This is a genomic window from Lysinibacillus sphaericus (assembly GCF_006864135.1).
Taxonomy (GTDB): Bacteria; Bacillota; Bacilli; order Bacillales_A; family Planococcaceae; genus Lysinibacillus.
In genome coordinates this window covers 1-16,790 of sequence record NZ_SADV01000006.1, presented here as the reverse complement: position 1 = coordinate 16,790, position 16,790 = coordinate 1, and the positions used below count along the sequence as shown (strand labels likewise).

The following is a 16,790-nucleotide window of genomic DNA, read 5'->3' as shown; positions in this document are numbered from 1 at the left end:
ACGGAAACGTTCCAAAACACAGGCTCGAATTTGCCGACAACTTCATCTGAAAATGTAACCATTTGTCAACTTAAAAGCAAAAAAAGGAGATTGAGAAGTTTGACAAATTTTTCAGAATTAAATATTAGCGAATCTACATTACGCTCAGTAAAGCGTATGGGATTTGAAGAAGCAACACCAATCCAAGAAGGTACTATTCGTTTTGCAATTGAAGGCCGTGATGTATTAGGTCAAGCGCAAACAGGTACAGGTAAAACTGCCGCTTTCGGGATTCCACTTATCGAAAAAATTGACCCAAAAAACCCTAATATCCAAGCATTAGTAATTGCTCCAACTCGTGAATTAGCGATTCAAGTTTCAGAAGAGCTATATAAAATTGGTTATGATAAACGTGTAAAATTGTTATCAGTTTACGGTGGTCAAGAAATCGGCCGTCAAATCCGTGCACTAAAAAATAAACCTCAAATTATCGTAGGTACACCTGGTCGTATAATTGACCATATTAATCGTCGTACTTTAAAATTAGAAGATGTTCAAACATTGGTACTTGATGAAGCTGATGAAATGTTAAACATGGGCTTTATCGATGATATTAATTCAATCTTAGAAAATGTGCCTTCTGAACGTCAAACATTATTGTTCTCAGCAACAATGCCACCAGCAATCCGTAAAATTGCTGAGACATTTATGCGTGACCCAGAAATCGTAAAAATTAAAGCGAAAGAACTAACAGTTGATAACATCGATCAATATTTTGTGAAGTCTGCTGAGCGTGAAAAATTCGACATTTTATCTCGTTTATTAAATGTTCACCAACCAGAACTTGCTATCATCTTTGGACGTACAAAACGTCGCGTGGATGAGCTTGCACAAGCATTATCAATTCGTGGTTATCTTGCTGAAGGGATTCATGGTGATTTAAGCCAAGCAAAACGTATTTCAGTATTACGTCAATTTAAAGAAAATAAAATTGATATTCTTGTGGCAACAGATGTAGCTGCTCGTGGGCTTGATATTTCTGGTGTAACACATGTTTATAACTTCGATATTCCTCAAGATCCTGAGTCTTATGTTCACCGTATTGGTCGTACAGGCCGTGCAGGTAAATCAGGTCTTGCGGTAACGTTTGTAACGCCACGCGAAATGGGTTACTTACGTATTGTAGAAGAAACAACGAAAAAACGTATGACACCACTTCGTCCACCAACAACTGACGAAGCTCTAGTTGGTCAACAACGCCTATCTGTGGAGACATTAGAAGGTCTAATTGCGAACAACGACTTAGGTGATTATCGTACACTTGCGACAGAATTACTTGAAAACCATGATGCAATCGATGTTGTAGCTGCTGCACTTCGTTCATTAACAAAAGAGCCGGATGACTCGCCAGTAACAATTACTGAAGAACGTCCATTACCAATGCGTCGTGAGCGTTCTAGCAATCGCGGCGGAGATCGTGGACGCGGCGGCAACCGTAGCTCTAACGGACGTCGTGATGGCGGACGTGGCGGAGATCGTCGTGGAGGACGTGGCGGAGAACGTCGAGATGGCGGACGCCGTGATGGAGGTCGCCGTGAAGGTGGACAAGGTCGTTCACGTGCACCACGTCGTCACGAAGACTAATTTTATCTTCATCAAAATGTTTAAACCTTACAGTCAGATGACTGTAAGGTTTTTTTTTACTTATTTCAGCGGGTGTCCAAGCACCCGCTGAAATAGAGGAACTCAGTCTAACGACTTGTGGAAATTTATCTGCGCCGCAGCGGTAATTACGCTAAGGTGAAAATTGCTATAATTTTGAAACAAAATGATAACTGATTACGTATACGTAATTAAAGAAAGAGAGGGAACGACTTTGAGAACAGAACCAATGCTTATGATTTCTAGGAAAGGGTTAACAGTGTGGCGTTTATATGGTGTATTGCAAACGATATTACTTTTGATTGTAGCGGCGTTTGCATGCTACGGCACTTATTATTATGAATGGCCATCATATATTTATTTCATTGCAGTTGCTGTAGTCATTCTTAGTGCTGTCCTATCCACTTATTTATTTCCAAAGATAAGATGGGAACGCTGGCGCTATGAGGTGCGTGACAATGAGATTGAAGTGCAACATGGTTTATTTGTTGTTAAACGAACACTTATTCCAATGGTGCGCGTACAGCATGTTGATACAACACAAGGACCGATATTAAAAAAATATGGTTTAGGTAATATTTCAATATCTACAGCCGCAACTGTACATACAATTCCTGCGCTTGTAATGGACGAAGCTGATAGGCTTCGTGCACGTATTTCGGAATTAGCAAGGGTGGCGGAAGATGATGTCTAAGGAAATTAATCGTTTACATCCGATATCGGCAATTATTACAAGTGCAAAAGCATTAAAGAGTATGATTTTCCCGTTAATTATTATTATTGCAACTAATGGATTTCACTTCTCTTTGAATTTTCATAGTGATCATTTTTGGCGGACGATTTTCTTATTCGGTATATGGGGAGTAGGGGCTATACTTGCGCTTGTTAGTGGCATTGTTAAGTGGCGTACCTTTGTATATTGGTTTGAAGATGGAGAATTGCGTGTAAAGTACGGTTTGTTCGTTAAAAAGAAACGTTATATCCCATTTGAACGTATTCAGAGCTTAAATTATAATGAGGGTATTTTTCATAGAATATTTGGCTTAGTAAAAGTTCAGGTTGAAACTGCGGGGAGTAAGGACAGAAAACCTGAGGTAGAGTTAACGGCTATACGTAAGGCAGCGGCAGATATTATAGAGCTAGAAATGCGTCGTGCTAAGAATAAAGTAAATGAACAGATGAATGATGAACAGTCGCTAATAGAGGAAGTGTCAGTTCCAACTATTTATCATATGTCGATACGTGATTTGCTTATATTGGCCATAACTTCAGGTGGAATTGGAGTCGTTCTATCCGGAGTAGCAGCAATCATCTCTCAGTTTTCGGATATAATTCCGTATGAGGAAATCTTTAGCGAGTTAGCTGATTTTGCGAAAATCGGTGCATTTTTAGTTGCACTAACAGTGATAGTCAGCCTAATTCTGGCATGGTTTGTGTCATTTGTGATTACACTGATCAATTATTACGAATATACAGTTCGAATTGAAGATGAAAAGCTTATTATTACAAAAGGGCTAATTGAGAAAAAACGAATTACTTTACCGTTAAATAGAATTCAGGCGATTCGTATTGTAGAGAATCCAGTACGTCAATTATTTGGCTATGCAACAGTTGTTGTTGAGAGTGCTGGGGGAAATGGTGGAGAGGGAAATGATAAAAAAATTACGCTGTTCCCACTTATTCAGAAGCAAGATTGTTTGGGAACGCTAGAGCAACTTTTCCCACAGATAAATTGGCGTCCAGAATTTATTTATTCACCAGAACGAGCTCGTCCATTTTTTTACCGAATTGATTTTGTTTGGCTCATACCTATAATTGGTGCGTGTAGTTATTTTTTATATCCGTATGGGTTGCTTTCGTTATTATTAATGCCATTAACAATATTAATTGGTGTTTGGCAACATAAATCAGCTGGTTATATGATCGATGGAAAGCAACTAACTATGCAATATCGTGTGTTCAGTCGTACTACATTCTTTATGGAGAAAAAACGCATACAATCTATTGAGACTACTCAAAGCTATTTCCAAAAAAGAAAGGGTGTTATGTCTGTAAAAGCAACGGTCATGTCGGGCATGACTGGTATGGCAGGGAATGTAGGAAACTTAGAGCAGCAAGATGCTGAAACAATATTATCTTGGTATGAACATTGAAAGTAATGATTTGGCTAATCCTTACAATTAATAGGAGGATTAGCTTTTTTTGGTTCATCATCAAAAGTTATGGATGACTTTTGTTAAAACTTCTACTATGTAAATAGTTGATTGGAGTGAAGACTGGGCGACTCCTCGGGGATCAGCGATAGAGGAACGAAGGCTAAAACCATCACGTCCTGTGATAGCGCCTTCGTGACCAACATCGTGTTGGCCCGAGACCCTGCAGCGCAGCGGATGTTTTCTGTGCGAAAGCGAAGCGTCAGCTACAAAGCGCCCAGTCGGAATGGAAATCAACCACACTTTTTGGTAATGATCCCTTTTTTTAACTATAATTATGTAAAAATTCTGTTTATAATAGAGAACAAAAGGGGTGGTAATTTTGTTTAAGTATGATATTAATAAGAACACGTATTTAAAATTGTTGGATTTAAGTGACGTAGATGAATTATTCGCGTTGACGGATCGTTCGAGAGATACGTTGCGTGAATGGTTACCTTTTGTAGATGATGTGAAAACAGTAGAGGATACAGAGCGATTTGTAAGAGGTGCGATGCAACAATATGCTGATAATAATGGCTTACAAGCGGGGATATATTATGAGGGGAAGCTTGCGGGAGTGATTGGTTATCATCAAGTGAATTGGCAGCATAAATGGACAAGTATTGGATATTGGTTAGGGAACGAATTTGTTGGTAAGGGCTTAGTGACAAATTCTATGAAAGCATTTATTGATTATGCCTTTAGCTATTTAACATTAAATCGCATTGAAGTGCGAGTAGCAGTAGGGAATATTCGGAGTCGTACGATTCCAAAAGTGTTAGGTTTTCATGAAGAGGGACGTTTAAGAGATGCTGAGTGGCTATATGATCATCATGTAGACCAAGTTGTCTATGGCTTATCAGCAGTTGAATGGAAAAAAATAAAGGCAGCGAAAGAGGATACGGTCGCACTTTGAAATAAAATTGACGAATTGCCTATCATTCTAGTATAAAATAAGAGGAGCAATCCGTGATGATAGCTTATCACGGAGAAGAGCTCCCCTTGTACGTATTACTTACCCGCCATCTTTTGTTTACGCCAGCTTATAATTCTTTTTGGATGTAAATAAACGAGTCCAAGAAGGAATCCTGCTACTAAGCCACCTAAGTGAGCATAGACATTCACATTTGACTGTAGGAAAGTCATGATAACACTGATCACAATGATGGGCAAAATAAGTTTACGCAGCATCGGCATTGTACGACGTGTATAGTAGACAAGCGCTCCGAAAGCACCGAATATTCCGAAAACAGCTCCGCTTGCACCAAGACTTCCATAGCTACTATCATAAAGTAAATACGTTGCCATGTTGCCGACAATACCAGACATTAAATAAATTGTAATAAAACGAACCTTGCCAGCAATTCTTTCAAGCTCTGGTCCGAATAAATACAGTGAAAACATATTAAAGAAAACGTGCAAAAAGCCAGCATGTAAAAACATTGCAGTAAAAACACGCCACCATTCACCAGAGCGTATAAGGAAGTTCGCTGGAACTCCGTATTTCAATACATTTTCGCCTACTCCAGGTAAAATAGTTAGTACATAAACAAATAAATTAACCGCTATTAATGTTGAAACAATCGGATAATACTTTGTATATTGCTTAAAATTTTCTGTTCTACTAAACATAACTCCACCTCAATTTACAATTATTATACATGGCTTTTTAGAAATAGGAAAAGGAGAAGTTCAAATGATTAAAGGAATTGGTCTCGACATTGTAGAAATTGACCGTATTGCAAAAGCAATGAAAAGAACAAATAAATTTAAAGATCGCATTTTAACTGAAAAGGAAAGCGTTTTGTTTGATACACATTCAGAAACTCGTAAGATTGAATTTTTAGCTGGAAGATTCGCTGCAAAAGAAGCATTTTCAAAGGCATTAGGAACTGGTATTGGTGAAGAATGTAAGCTTCATGATATGGAAGTTTTAAGAGGGGAAGCTGGAAACCCGGTTTTATATTTCAAAGGACAGCTTGTGAATGGGTTTGTAAGTATAACACATTCTAAGCAATACGCTGCGGCACAAGTAATATTATTACAATAAATAATGATAAACAAAGCTGGCGCCATATAAAATATTAACAAAGCTCATCACTAAAAGTTGTGGATGACATTATTAAAACGTCTGCCATTTAGATAAGTTAATTTGCGTGAAGACTGAACGCTCTCATTCGGAGCGGAAATCAACCCTACGTTATGGTAATAGGCTATTAAAAAGAAAAATAAATTTCTGAGTGAAGATAAATATATTGCCCTTGTTCAAATGACATAACTGACAAATACGGTTCATATATTGTCGTAGTGGATTTGAAAGAAGGAAAGGGTGAAAGCGTGGGCAACCGAATAGTTAAATGGCTCGTCTTATTTTGTACGATATTACTTTTATCGGCATGTGGTACAGACTCACAGGAAAAAGTGTTGAAGAAAGTTAATGGGAAATGGGCAGAATCAAATGGTTATGAGTTGAATGCTACGATGGAGATTAAATCTGGTGGAGATCCAAAAAAATATGATGTAAAAGTTTGGCATACGAAACCTGATTTCTATCGGGTAGAAGTAGTAGAAAGTGGGAAAGATGTTTCGCAAATGATAGTGCGAAATGCAGATGGAGTTTTTGTTGTTACGCCTACATTAAACAAAATGTATAAATTCCAAAGTGATTGGCCAAAGAAAAATAGTCAAGCTTATTTAATAGGTGCACTAGCAGAAGATTTAGCTCAAGATAAAAATTTAGTCATGAAAGAAGAGGACAAAGCATATATATTTGAAGCGGCTACTAGAAATAGCTATAAAAATAGTATGCCTCATCAAGTTATAACAGTTGATAAGAAAACAATGCTTCCAACTTCCGTAGTAATTATGAATGATGTAAAAGAAGAACAAATCCGTATCACATTTAAAAATATTAAATTAGGTGTTCAACACTCGGCTAAAGAGTATGCAGTTGAGCAATTTACAGAATCGGATGAAACAAAAGGTGAACAAGCTACACCACCAGAAAAAGATAAAAAAGACAACAAAGACGGTAAGGAGAGCAACAATAACCCGAATGGAAATGAAGAGAAAAAGGCAGTAAGTGCAGAAGCCGAAAATAAAGAGTTCCAAACACACTACCCTGTTGTAAATTTAGAAAATACGAAGATGGTGGATGAGAAAGTTATGCGAGAGGGTGGAATGGATCGTGTCATCTTAACATTCGACGGTGATAAGCCATTTACGGTCATGCAACAGCCAGTTACGAAAGAGGCTGCTATGTTGCCAGTATCGTCTCCTGGTGATCCGGTAGATTTAGGCTTTACGATTGGTGCAATTACCGATACCTCTATTAGCTGGGAAAAGGATGGTGTTGAATTCTTTGTAGCCTCTAGTAAATTGACTCGTGAAGAAATGGTGCAAGTAGCCACTTCTATGACAATAGGTAGTATGAAATAATTTTTCTAGCTACAGCTTTCTAGATGGAAAGCTGTAGCTGGTTAAGTAAAATAGTACAGTTTTGAAGAAAATTAACACTGTTTAGAAGTTGTTAAGTCATATATGATAAAAGTTAAAGAAAATTAGTTTAAAATAGAATAATATATGTAAAAATAGTGTATAAAAGGAAATTTATTCAATACATATTGTTTTAATAAAAAATAAAGAGGGTATTCTAATGGAGACACAGCAATATTTTAGACCAACTAAAGCAGTAGTAGACTTACAAGCAATTCAACAAAACGTAAAAAATTTGAAAAAGCTACTTCGACCAAATGTTCAAATTATAGCTGTCGTAAAGGCAAATGCATACGGTCACGGAGATGTAGCCGTTGCAAAAGCAGCACTTGAGGCAGGTGCAACAATGCTTGCAGTGGCAACGCCCGACGAAGCATTACATATTCGAGCACATTTTGAAGAGCCAGACATACTAATATTAGGTGCCTCTCCAGTTTCATTTGCACCATATGCGGCCCAGCAGCGCATTATTCTTACGGCATTTGCAAGTGAATGGGTACAGCAAGCAGCTCCTTTCATAGCTAATGAAGCAAAACCTTTACGACTACATATTAAAGTAGATAGCGGGATGGGCAGAATTGGCGTTCGTTCAGAGCAAGATTTATTGGATATATATCAAACAATACAGAATACAGTGAATGTGGAGCTTGATGGGATATTTACACATTTTGCGACTGCGGATGAGGAGGATACTTCATACTTTGATAGCCAAGTACAATTTTTTGAGAAATGTGTAACTGCATTGCCTGAAAAACCTAGACTTGTGCATGCATCAAACACGGCTACATCTTTAGTAAAAGATGCGCATTTACAATTTGATGCTGTTAGATATGGAATATCGATGTATGGATTATCACCATCTTCTTATGTAGAAGGTATTTTACCATTTCCGTTACAGCCAGCGTTTTCGCTTGAGAGTGAGCTTGTTCATGTGAAACAGTTACAAGCAGGTGATTCGGTAGGCTATGGAGCTACTTTTGAGGCTCCTTCGGATATGTGGATAGGAACAATACCAGTAGGCTATGCTGATGGAGTAATTCGTAAATTAGGTGGACAAGAAATACTAATTGATGGACAAAGAATGCCGATTGTTGGACGAATTTGTATGGATCAATGTATGGTTGCCTTGCCTAAAGCATATGCTATAGGTGAGAAAGTAACACTCATTGGTCGTCAAGGACATGATGCTATTTCAATGAATGAATGGGCAGCAAAGCTTGAAACCATTAATTATGAAGTACCATGCATTATTACAGCGAGAGTTCCTAGAGTATACATTTAATCTGTAGATTCAATCTAAAAAAGTACTTAAGGTTTAAATTTGGATAAATGAATATTATATTTAAACACTAAACAACTTGGTAAATAACAATATAGAAGATTTACTAAGAAGCTGAGTCATTCATATTTTGTGATGAATTGCAAGGTGAATTAATCGGCATATACCTTCGACAACCTACATATTTTTACAACTTGGACTTTAAATTGTCAGATATTTTGTCATTTCGTGTCTTTTCAACAATATCTTTCAATGGTAGAATGGGTAGTAATGAAAAGTGGATGGTTCCGTTGGAGGTGCTTGCTGTGTACGAGAAAAAGTTAAGAGAAGCTACAATTGCTGTTCAGGATAGACTGTTTCTACAAACAAAGGAAGTAATTGAGAGTGAATCTTTTGCGCGTATTTTGTCGCGTAAAGTTTTAATGCAGGAGCAACCAAATCAAATACGGGAAGCTATGATGAAAGGATATGTTGAAATGTCTCATATAAATCTGAGTATTGCAAGTGAATGCTTGCATGCAGAATATGAAGCACAACATACGGTGGAGCGTCTCGTTAGCGGGGGATGACACTTTGAATGTAAAACGTGGTGACGTTTTTTTTGCAGATTTATCGCCGGTAGTTGGGTCCGAGCAAGGGGGCACAAGGCCGGTGCTGATTATTCAAAATGATATTGGCAATCGATTTAGTCCGACTGTCATCATCGCAGCTATCACTGCACAGATTCAAAAAGCAAAATTACCGACACACGTTGAAATTAATGCTGAAAAGTATGGTTTTGAACGTGATTCGGTTATTCTGCTTGAGCAAGTGCGGACGATTGATAAGTCAAGATTGACAGATCGTATTACACAACTTGACCATGCGTTGATGGAAAAAGTTGATGGTGCATTGATGATTAGTTTAGGGCTTGTTAAATTTTGATATACATATGTGTATAGTGGCATCGAGATGGATTTTCATCTCGATGCTTATTTATTTTTATTCAGTAATGTTTTCTGTGCGAAAGCGAAGCGACAGCAACAAATGTTTTCTGTGCGAAAGCGAAGCGACAGCAACAAATGTTTTCTGTGCGAAAGCGAAGCGACAGCAACAATTACGCCAAGGCGAAATTGGTACTGTACTCTCAAATACTTTATTACCATAAATTGAAATCGTTATTCAAAAATGGTATTAATAGATTTAAGATATACTCAAGATCTATATTTTGAATAGATTTTTGAAAAAATATCGAGAGATTTAAGAAAATATAAGTAGAATTTTATCTTCGTTCAGCAACGGGTGTTTGTTTGTGCGAAAGCGTAGTGTTAACGTAGCGACGCAACAACAACGATAAATGTTTTTGTAGCAACAGTGCAATTACGCCATGGTAAAAATTGATAAGCTGATCTAAATAATTAAAGTGTAAGAGTATAACTCCGAAAGGAATTGGGGGGGCAACAGTGACAATTAAGTCTTCGGTTGAAATTATTACTGAGTGGGATATAGTAGCAGCAAGACAACTGGGGCGTGACGAAGCGAAGGCGCTTGGATTTGACACTGTTGATCAGGCACGAATCACCACAGCTATAAGTGAACTAGCCCGAAATATATATTTATATGCAAGGATAGGTGTCATTGAAATTGAAAAAGTTGAAACAGACACTGAGAAGAAAATAATTGTTATTGCAACTGATCAGGGTCCAGGAATAGACGATGTTCGGAAAGTGATGGAGGATGGTTACTCCACTTCTGGAGGGCTCGGTGCAGGTTTACCAGGCGTTAATCGATTGATGGACAATATGGTTATTCAATCGGTTATGGGAGAAGGAACAACGATAAGAGCTGAAAAATGGCTGCGTTAGGATGTGGAATTTTTGGAACATTTAGAATCTCAATATAAAAAGATTTTGGCAGATTATATGACCGATCAAACTGAAAAGAATTTGTATATTGCTCAAAATTTCACTCGCCAGGTAATCCAAAAGAATATACCTCCAGAGGATGTTGTCAGTGTTCATAAAAATGCAGTTGAGAAACTATTTCCACGTAGAATGAGTGAAGAACAGCTTGCATATGATTTTCTTATTGAGGTTATGGTGCATTATGGAATGGCTCATAGGGAGCACCAAAGTTTATTACAAAAACAAGCAGAGTATGAAATGGAAATGAAAATCGCTACAAACATTCAGAAAACATTACTTAAAACAGACGTACCACAACTTGCAAGTATTGATATAGGAATGATATCTATTCCCAAACGGAAAATGAATGGAGATTATGTACATTTTTTATACAATCGAGAGGATTATTTGAGTGTAGCTGTGACAGATGTGGTAGGTAAAGGTGTTCCCGCTGCATTATGTATGTCAATGGTGAAATACGGTCTTGAAACGTTAGAACATGCCTATAAAGATCCTTCATATGTATTAGAGGTCATCAATCGAGTAATTGAAAAGAGTATAGACGACAGTATGTTCGTTTCTATGTTTTACGGTTGCTTGGATATGCGAAAGAGCATTTTTTCTTATGCTTCTGCAGGTCACGAACCGGCTCTCCATTATTGCGCTAAACATAATCAATTTTTTCCTTTGGAATCGACAGGATTATTACTTGGAGTGTTACCAGAAACGAAATATTCGTACAAAGAAATTGTTTTAGAAGAAAATGATATCGTAATAATGATGACGGATGGTGTTACGGAATTCAGAACGCATGATGAAATGAATTCACGAAAGGTCATTACATCGCTATTATTGGAAAATAAATACTTATCAGCTCAACAATTATGTAATCTCCTTTATAAACAAATTGAAGAAATGCAGGATTTTAAACTATCTGATGATTTTACAGTTGTGATTATAAAAAAATAGGGTTTTAACCTTTGTAATTACGGGGATAGAGTTAACAAATATGGTGGAGGTGTGCTGTATGGATATGTCGATACACTTTAAAGAACTAGATAATAAATTATACGGATTTATTGAGGGCGAAATAGATACTTATACTGCTTCACGTCTTAGGGAGGAATTAGAGGCAGTGAAAATTACTGAAGGATTAGAAATAGTACTTAATTTATCAAAAGTCAATTATATGGATAGTACAGGGTTAGGTATTTTTGTTGCCTTTTATAAAAGAACGTTACGTGAAAATGGAAAAGTTAAACTTGTAGGTTTGTCGAATAGATTACAAAGGTTGTTTGAAATTACTGGTTTAAGCGATTTAATGGATATTGAAACTGATAAAAAGGTGGAATTACGAAGATGAAGGAATTTGATTATATTGAGATAAGGGTTCCTGCAAAACCGCAATTTGTCAGTGTGATTCGACTGACGGTTTCTGGCTTAGCTAGTCGTGTTGGGTTTAATTATGATGATATTGAGGATTTAAAAATTGCAGCAAGTGAAGCGGTAACGAATGTTGTACATCATGCATATAAGGACGAAGAAGAAGGAGAAATCGTCATTGGTTGCGCTTTGTATGAAAATAAAATAGAAATGATGATTGCAGATTACGGCAGTAGTTTCAATTTTGAGGAAATAAAGTCGAAAGTTGGTCCGTATCATCCTGAAGAGGGGATTGCGGGTCTACGAGAAGGTGGTTTAGGGCTTTATTTAATGGAAACTTTGATGGATGAGGTGATGATAAATAACGATGGAGGCGTAACTGTTTTCATGACAAAGTATGTTTCTAGAGAGCAGGTGGGAAAAAATGTCGAAAGAATCACCACATAAAACTTCGTCCAAGGAAGATATATTAAGGTGGATTGCGTTGTATCAATTAACAGAGGATGATGAAGCACTAACAAATTTAGTGATGCATTATCAATATTTAGTTGAGTCCATTGCTCGCAAATATTCGAATGGTAAATCTCATTATGATGATATTGCTCAAGTAGGTATGCTGGGGTTGCTAGGTGCAATTAGACGTTTTAATCCTAATGTTGGTCAGAGCTTTGAAGCATTTGCTGTACCAACGATTGTTGGGGAAATTAAGCGCTTTTTACGTGATAAAACTTGGGATGTGCATGTACCAAGGCGAATAAAAGAACTAGGACCGCGCATTAAAGCAACAGTGGAAGCGTTGATAATTGAGTTGCAGCGTTCTCCATCTATTAAGGAGATCGCGGATCAATTAGAAGTGGAAGAAGAAGAGGTTTTAGAGGCTATGGAGATGAGCCGTAGTTATCATGCTCTTTCTATGGATCACTCAGTAGAGTCAGATTCTGACGGTAACACAGTAACGTTATTAGATATGATGGGTAAAGAAGATGATGGCTTTGAATTGACTAATAAAAGAATGATTGTTTCTGACGCTATGAGTATTTTAGATGAGAGAGAAAGAGAGATAATTCAGCTTACATATTTAGAACAACTCACTCAAAATGAAGTTGGGGAACGATTAGGGATTTCTCAAATGCATGTATCAAGAATACAAAGGAAGGCAATAAAAAAGTTACAGGAATTTATCTTAGTAAGTGATGGTGTTTCGCTCTGAAATTTTGGGGCCGAGGTGGCTGTTCCAGACACAATTTTGCCAAAGTATAATTGATTGAATAGTTTACTCTTCTTTTAGAGTAGACTATTTTTTTGCAATTTTAGTAAAGTGTAATGGTAAAATGAAAAGAAAAAGGTAGTGATGATGTGGAACAAAAGCAAATATTACAACTCATTGCAAAGTATGTAGCTATTAAGCCAGGTCAAGCTGATGCTGTTATTAAATTATTAGAAGAAGGAAATACCGTGCCATTTATTGCACGTTATCGAAAAGAAGCTACTGGGTCCCTCGATGAGGTACAGATTAAAGCTGTAGAGGATCGTTATCACTACATACAGCAGCTTGAACAACGCAAAGAAGAGGTTATACGATTAATTCAGGAGCAAGATAAACTAACACTTGAATTAGAACAAGCTATTCAAGCAGCAACTGTTTTACAGCGTGTAGAGGATTTATATCGACCTTATAAACAAAAACGCCGAACAAAGGCAACGATAGCGAAAGAAAAAGGGTTAGAACCTCTTGCAGATCTTCTATTAGCGTATCGTAGTGATGCTTTAGAACAATTAGCAATGGCTTTCGTAGATGAGGAGAAAGTTGCTAATGTAGAGGATGCGCTAGCTGGGGCTCGAGATATTTTAGCTGAGCGCTTTGCTGATGAAGCGGCAATCCGTGAAAAAATTCGTACGTATTCCTGGAAAGATGGAGTACTCGTAACAAGTGTCAAGAATGCAGAGGCAGACGATAAAAACGTTTTCGAAATGTATTACGAATATGAAGAGCCAGTAAATCGTATTGTTCCACACCGTATTTTAGCTGTAAATCGTGGTGAGAAAGAAGAAATAATAAAAGTAGCGATTCATGTACCAATAGATCGAGTATTGATGATTATGTGGAAGGAATGGATTCCTGCAACAGGTTCTTCACCCGCAATTGCCGAGGTGAAGTTAGCGATTGAGGATTCGTACAAGCGTTTAATTCAGCCTTCTATAGAACGAGAGTTACGAAATGAACTTACTGAAAAGGCAGAGACTCAGGCTATCCACATTTTTTCTGAAAATTTGCGTAATCTTTTATTACAGCCTCCAATGAAAGGGAAGTATGTATTGGGTGTTGATCCGGCGTACCGTACAGGTTGTAAGTTAGCTGTTGTAGATGAAACTGGGAAAATGTTAGAGGTTACAGCCATTTATCCACATCCGCCAAAGCCAGATGTAGCAAAATCGAAAGCGGTTGTGAAAGAGATTTTAGCAAAATACCCAATAACGATAATTGCTATTGGTAATGGTACTGCCTCACGCGAAACAGAACAGTTTATAGCAGATGTATTGAATGAGCTTGAAACTGATACGGCCTACGTTATTGTCAATGAAGCAGGGGCATCTGTTTATTCAGCGTCTGAAATTGCCCGTGCAGAGTTTCCTGATTTACAGGTAGAACAGCGTAGTGCGGTTTCTATTGCGCGTCGTTTGCAAGACCCGTTGTCGGAGTTAGTTAAAATTGAGCCTAAAGCAGTTGGAGTAGGTCAGTATCAGCATGATGTCTCTCAAAAGAAATTGACGGAGTCCTTAACATTTATAGTAGAGACAGCTGTAAACCAAGTCGGTGTTGATGTTAATACAGCTTCAGCTTCCCTACTGCAATACGTTTCTGGATTATCTAAAACGGTTGCGGAGAATATTGTGAAGGTACGAGAGGAAACTGGACAATTTACTACACGTGCTCAACTAAAGAAAATTCCACGACTTGGTGCTAAAACATATGAACAAGCAATTGGTTTCTTACGTGTTCCAGAAGCAAAAAATGCATTTGACGCTACGGGCATTCACCCTGAAAGCTATAGTGTAGCCGAGCAGATTTTAAAGGTAGCACAAATTGATAAAAAAGAGCTTGGGATGCAGAAGGCAGAGGAGGCTATTGCAAAACTAGATGTAGAAAAATTAAGTGGAGTTTTAGATATTGGAGTTGTCACAATTCAGGATATCGTGGATACATTAATGAAACCAAGTCGCGATCCACGCGATGCATTCCCTCAGCCTCTGCTGAAAACAGATGTATTAAAAATGGAAGATTTACAAGTTGGGATGGAATTGCAAGGTACAGTGAGAAACGTAGTTGATTTTGGAGCGTTTGTAGATATTGGCGTGAAGCAGGATGGGCTTGTGCATATTTCAAAGTTACAAAAAAGACGTATTAAACATCCATTAGAGGTTGTTGCTCTCGGTGACATTGTGACGGTTTGGGTAGAACAAATAGATGTCAAAAAAGGGCGCATTTCACTAACGATGCTACCACCTAAAGATCAAACTATTGAAGCGTAATTAATTTCGCATTGGCGTAATTGTAGCAGACGCTTCGCTTTCGGTACAGATAAATTACTATCCGTTAATGCGGGATAAATAAATACCACACTGTCTATACTACGCAGTGTGGTATCTTATTGTTAGAGGTGATATAGCTATGAACAATGAGGAACTACAAAGTCTTGTTAGTCGAATATCATTAGAAAGTTTCCAGAAGCCATTCATGCATCGAGCATATTTTAATTCAAGGCTACGTTCAACAGGTGGACGTTATCTTTTGCAATCGCATAATATTGAAGTTAATCCAAAAGCTTATGAAATGTATGGTATTAGTGAAATAGAAGGTATAGTTCGACACGAATTATGTCATTATCATTTACACTTGGAAGGCAAAGGGTATCAGCATCGAGACAAAGATTTTCGAGAGCTATTAATAAAAGTGAACGCTCCCCGTTTTTGCTCAGTATTGCAAATCTCTAAAATATCTCAAAAAAAACAACGTCGCCTTTATACATATACATGTGTAAAATGCCAACAATTATATGTAAGAAAAATTAGAATGAATGTGGGGAAATACTGTTGTAGCAAGTGTTTAGGACGTTTAAAACTAGTGGAATGAAAAAAATAATAAAAAAAGGGTTGACGTTCATTATAGATGTCTCTATAATAGTAAAAGTCGACAAGATAACGACGATAAAATATGAATTATTCCGAAGTAGCTCAGTTGGTAGTAGCACCTGACTGTTAATCAGGTTGTCGCAGGTTCGAGTCCTGCCTTCGGAGCCATGGCCCCTTGGTCAAGTGGTTAAGACACCGCCCTTTCACGGCGGTAACACGGGTTCGAATCCCGTAGGGGTCATTTTGTTATTTTAATTCATAAAAATATAGTAATATTGGTCCCGTGGTGTAGCGGTTAACATGCCTGCCTGTCACGCAGGAGATCGCCGGTTCGATCCCGGTCGGGACCGCCACTTATTGGGGTATAGCCAAGCGGTAAGGCAACGGATTTTGATTCCGTCATGCCTAGGTTCGAATCCTAGTACCCCAGCCATTCATTTCTTAATATTAATATGAGCCATTAGCTCAGTTGGTAGAGCATCTGACTTTTAATCAGAGGGTCGAAGGTTCGAGTCCTTCATGGCTCATCATTTTTAAGAAAAAAGGTTGACTTTTTGAATTGTCATAGTATAATAAAAAAGTTCCTAATTGAATGCGGTCGTGGCGGAACGGCAGACGCGCTAGGTTGAGGGCCTAGTGGGGGCAACCCCGTGGAGGTTCAAGTCCTCTCGGCCGCACCAAGTCAGTTTATGAATTTATATATTATGCGCCCGTAGCTCAATTGGATAGAGCGTCTGACTACGGATCAGAAGGTTATGGGTTCGACTCCTGTCGGGCGCGCCA

The 16,790-nt window shown here is 37.9% G+C and carries 17 protein-coding genes and 7 tRNA genes; 23 read left to right on the top strand and 1 reads right to left on the bottom strand.

What is annotated here, in order from left to right; genetic code table 11:
* The first annotated feature begins 99 nt into the window (after positions 1-99).
* The 4 genes from C7Y47_RS09175 to C7Y47_RS09160 all read left to right on the top strand — a co-directional run bounded on the left by C7Y47_RS09175 (position 100) and on the right by C7Y47_RS09160 (position 4,752).
* Positions 100-1,623, top strand: coding sequence for a DEAD/DEAH box helicase (locus tag C7Y47_RS09175; protein WP_142508502.1), 1,524 nt, complete (start codon positions 100-102; stop codon positions 1,621-1,623).
* A gap of 247 nt (positions 1,624-1,870) precedes the next feature.
* Complete coding sequence (locus tag C7Y47_RS09170) at positions 1,871-2,335, top strand: PH domain-containing protein (RefSeq protein ID WP_436970103.1); 465 nt, start codon at positions 1,871-1,873, stop codon at positions 2,333-2,335.
* Complete coding sequence (locus C7Y47_RS09165) at positions 2,328-3,794, top strand: PH domain-containing protein (RefSeq protein WP_142508723.1); 1,467 nt, start codon at positions 2,328-2,330, stop codon at positions 3,792-3,794. Before C7Y47_RS09170 ends, C7Y47_RS09165 begins: the two co-directional genes overlap by 8 nt.
* A 382-nt stretch (positions 3,795-4,176) precedes the next feature.
* On the top strand, positions 4,177-4,752 hold the full coding sequence (locus C7Y47_RS09160) for a GNAT family N-acetyltransferase (protein ID WP_142508500.1): 576 nt from the start codon (positions 4,177-4,179) through the stop codon (positions 4,750-4,752).
* A gap of 95 nt (positions 4,753-4,847) precedes the next feature.
* Here C7Y47_RS09160 and C7Y47_RS09155 read toward each other — a convergent pair whose 3' ends face one another.
* Positions 4,848-5,468, bottom strand: coding sequence for a rhomboid family intramembrane serine protease (locus C7Y47_RS09155; RefSeq protein ID WP_142508499.1), 621 nt, complete (start codon positions 5,466-5,468; stop codon positions 4,848-4,850).
* Positions 5,469-5,532: 64 nt separating this feature from the next.
* On the opposite strand from C7Y47_RS09155, the gene acpS reads away from it, so the two are divergent.
* The 19 genes from acpS to C7Y47_RS09060 all read left to right on the top strand — a co-directional run bounded on the left by acpS (position 5,533) and on the right by C7Y47_RS09060 (position 16,790).
* A complete protein-coding gene (acpS, locus tag C7Y47_RS09150) occupies positions 5,533-5,886 on the top strand; it encodes a holo-ACP synthase (protein ID WP_142508498.1) in 354 nt (117 codons plus the stop codon).
* 287 nt (positions 5,887-6,173) lie between these two features.
* Positions 6,174-7,274, top strand: coding sequence for a LolA family protein (locus C7Y47_RS09145; protein ID WP_142508497.1), 1,101 nt, complete (start codon positions 6,174-6,176; stop codon positions 7,272-7,274).
* Between the two features lie 217 nt (positions 7,275-7,491).
* Positions 7,492-8,613, top strand: coding sequence for an alanine racemase (gene alr, locus C7Y47_RS09140; protein WP_142508496.1), 1,122 nt, complete (start codon positions 7,492-7,494; stop codon positions 8,611-8,613).
* A gap of 302 nt (positions 8,614-8,915) precedes the next feature.
* Positions 8,916-9,179 carry a hypothetical protein gene (locus tag C7Y47_RS09135; RefSeq protein ID WP_049663444.1) on the top strand — a complete coding sequence of 88 codons (264 nt, stop codon included), beginning with the start codon at positions 8,916-8,918 and terminating at the stop codon, positions 9,177-9,179.
* A 4-nt stretch (positions 9,180-9,183) separates the two neighbouring features.
* A complete protein-coding gene (locus C7Y47_RS09130) occupies positions 9,184-9,534 on the top strand; it encodes a type II toxin-antitoxin system PemK/MazF family toxin (RefSeq protein WP_049663446.1) in 351 nt (116 codons plus the stop codon).
* 518 nt (positions 9,535-10,052) lie between these two features.
* Complete coding sequence (locus C7Y47_RS09125) at positions 10,053-10,454, top strand: anti-sigma regulatory factor (RefSeq protein WP_142508495.1); 402 nt, start codon at positions 10,053-10,055, stop codon at positions 10,452-10,454.
* A gap of 12 nt (positions 10,455-10,466) precedes the next feature.
* Positions 10,467-11,462 carry a PP2C family protein-serine/threonine phosphatase gene (locus C7Y47_RS09120; RefSeq protein WP_142508494.1) on the top strand — a complete coding sequence of 332 codons (996 nt, stop codon included), beginning with the start codon at positions 10,467-10,469 and terminating at the stop codon, positions 11,460-11,462.
* Positions 11,463-11,520: 58 nt separating this feature from the next.
* Positions 11,521-11,856: an STAS domain-containing protein gene (locus C7Y47_RS09115; protein WP_142508493.1), complete on the top strand. Its 336-nt coding sequence runs from the start codon at positions 11,521-11,523 to the stop codon at positions 11,854-11,856.
* Positions 11,853-12,323 carry an anti-sigma B factor RsbW gene (gene rsbW / locus C7Y47_RS09110; protein WP_142508492.1) on the top strand — a complete coding sequence of 157 codons (471 nt, stop codon included), beginning with the start codon at positions 11,853-11,855 and terminating at the stop codon, positions 12,321-12,323. Before C7Y47_RS09115 ends, rsbW begins: the two co-directional genes overlap by 4 nt.
* A complete protein-coding gene (gene sigB, locus C7Y47_RS09105; protein ID WP_142508491.1) occupies positions 12,301-13,086 on the top strand; it encodes an RNA polymerase sigma factor SigB in 786 nt (261 codons plus the stop codon). The genes rsbW and sigB overlap by 23 nt, the downstream gene beginning before the upstream one ends.
* A 146-nt stretch (positions 13,087-13,232) precedes the next feature.
* Positions 13,233-15,407 carry a Tex family protein gene (locus C7Y47_RS09100; RefSeq protein WP_142508490.1) on the top strand — a complete coding sequence of 725 codons (2,175 nt, stop codon included), beginning with the start codon at positions 13,233-13,235 and terminating at the stop codon, positions 15,405-15,407.
* A gap of 139 nt (positions 15,408-15,546) precedes the next feature.
* On the top strand, positions 15,547-16,008 hold the full coding sequence (locus tag C7Y47_RS09095) for a SprT family protein (protein ID WP_142508489.1): 462 nt from the start codon (positions 15,547-15,549) through the stop codon (positions 16,006-16,008).
* Between the two features lie 90 nt (positions 16,009-16,098).
* Positions 16,099-16,175: transfer RNA gene (locus tag C7Y47_RS09090), tRNA-Asn, on the top strand.
* Position 16,176: 1 nt separating this feature from the next.
* Positions 16,177-16,248 (top strand) — tRNA-Glu (locus C7Y47_RS09085).
* Between the two features lie 36 nt (positions 16,249-16,284).
* Positions 16,285-16,360: transfer RNA gene (locus C7Y47_RS09080), tRNA-Asp, on the top strand.
* Positions 16,361-16,365: 5 nt separating this feature from the next.
* Positions 16,366-16,440: transfer RNA gene (locus C7Y47_RS09075), tRNA-Gln, on the top strand.
* 21 nt (positions 16,441-16,461) lie between these two features.
* Positions 16,462-16,534 (top strand) — tRNA-Lys (locus C7Y47_RS09070).
* Between the two features lie 67 nt (positions 16,535-16,601).
* Positions 16,602-16,687: transfer RNA gene (locus C7Y47_RS09065), tRNA-Leu, on the top strand.
* 26 nt (positions 16,688-16,713) lie between these two features.
* Positions 16,714-16,790 (top strand) — tRNA-Arg (locus tag C7Y47_RS09060).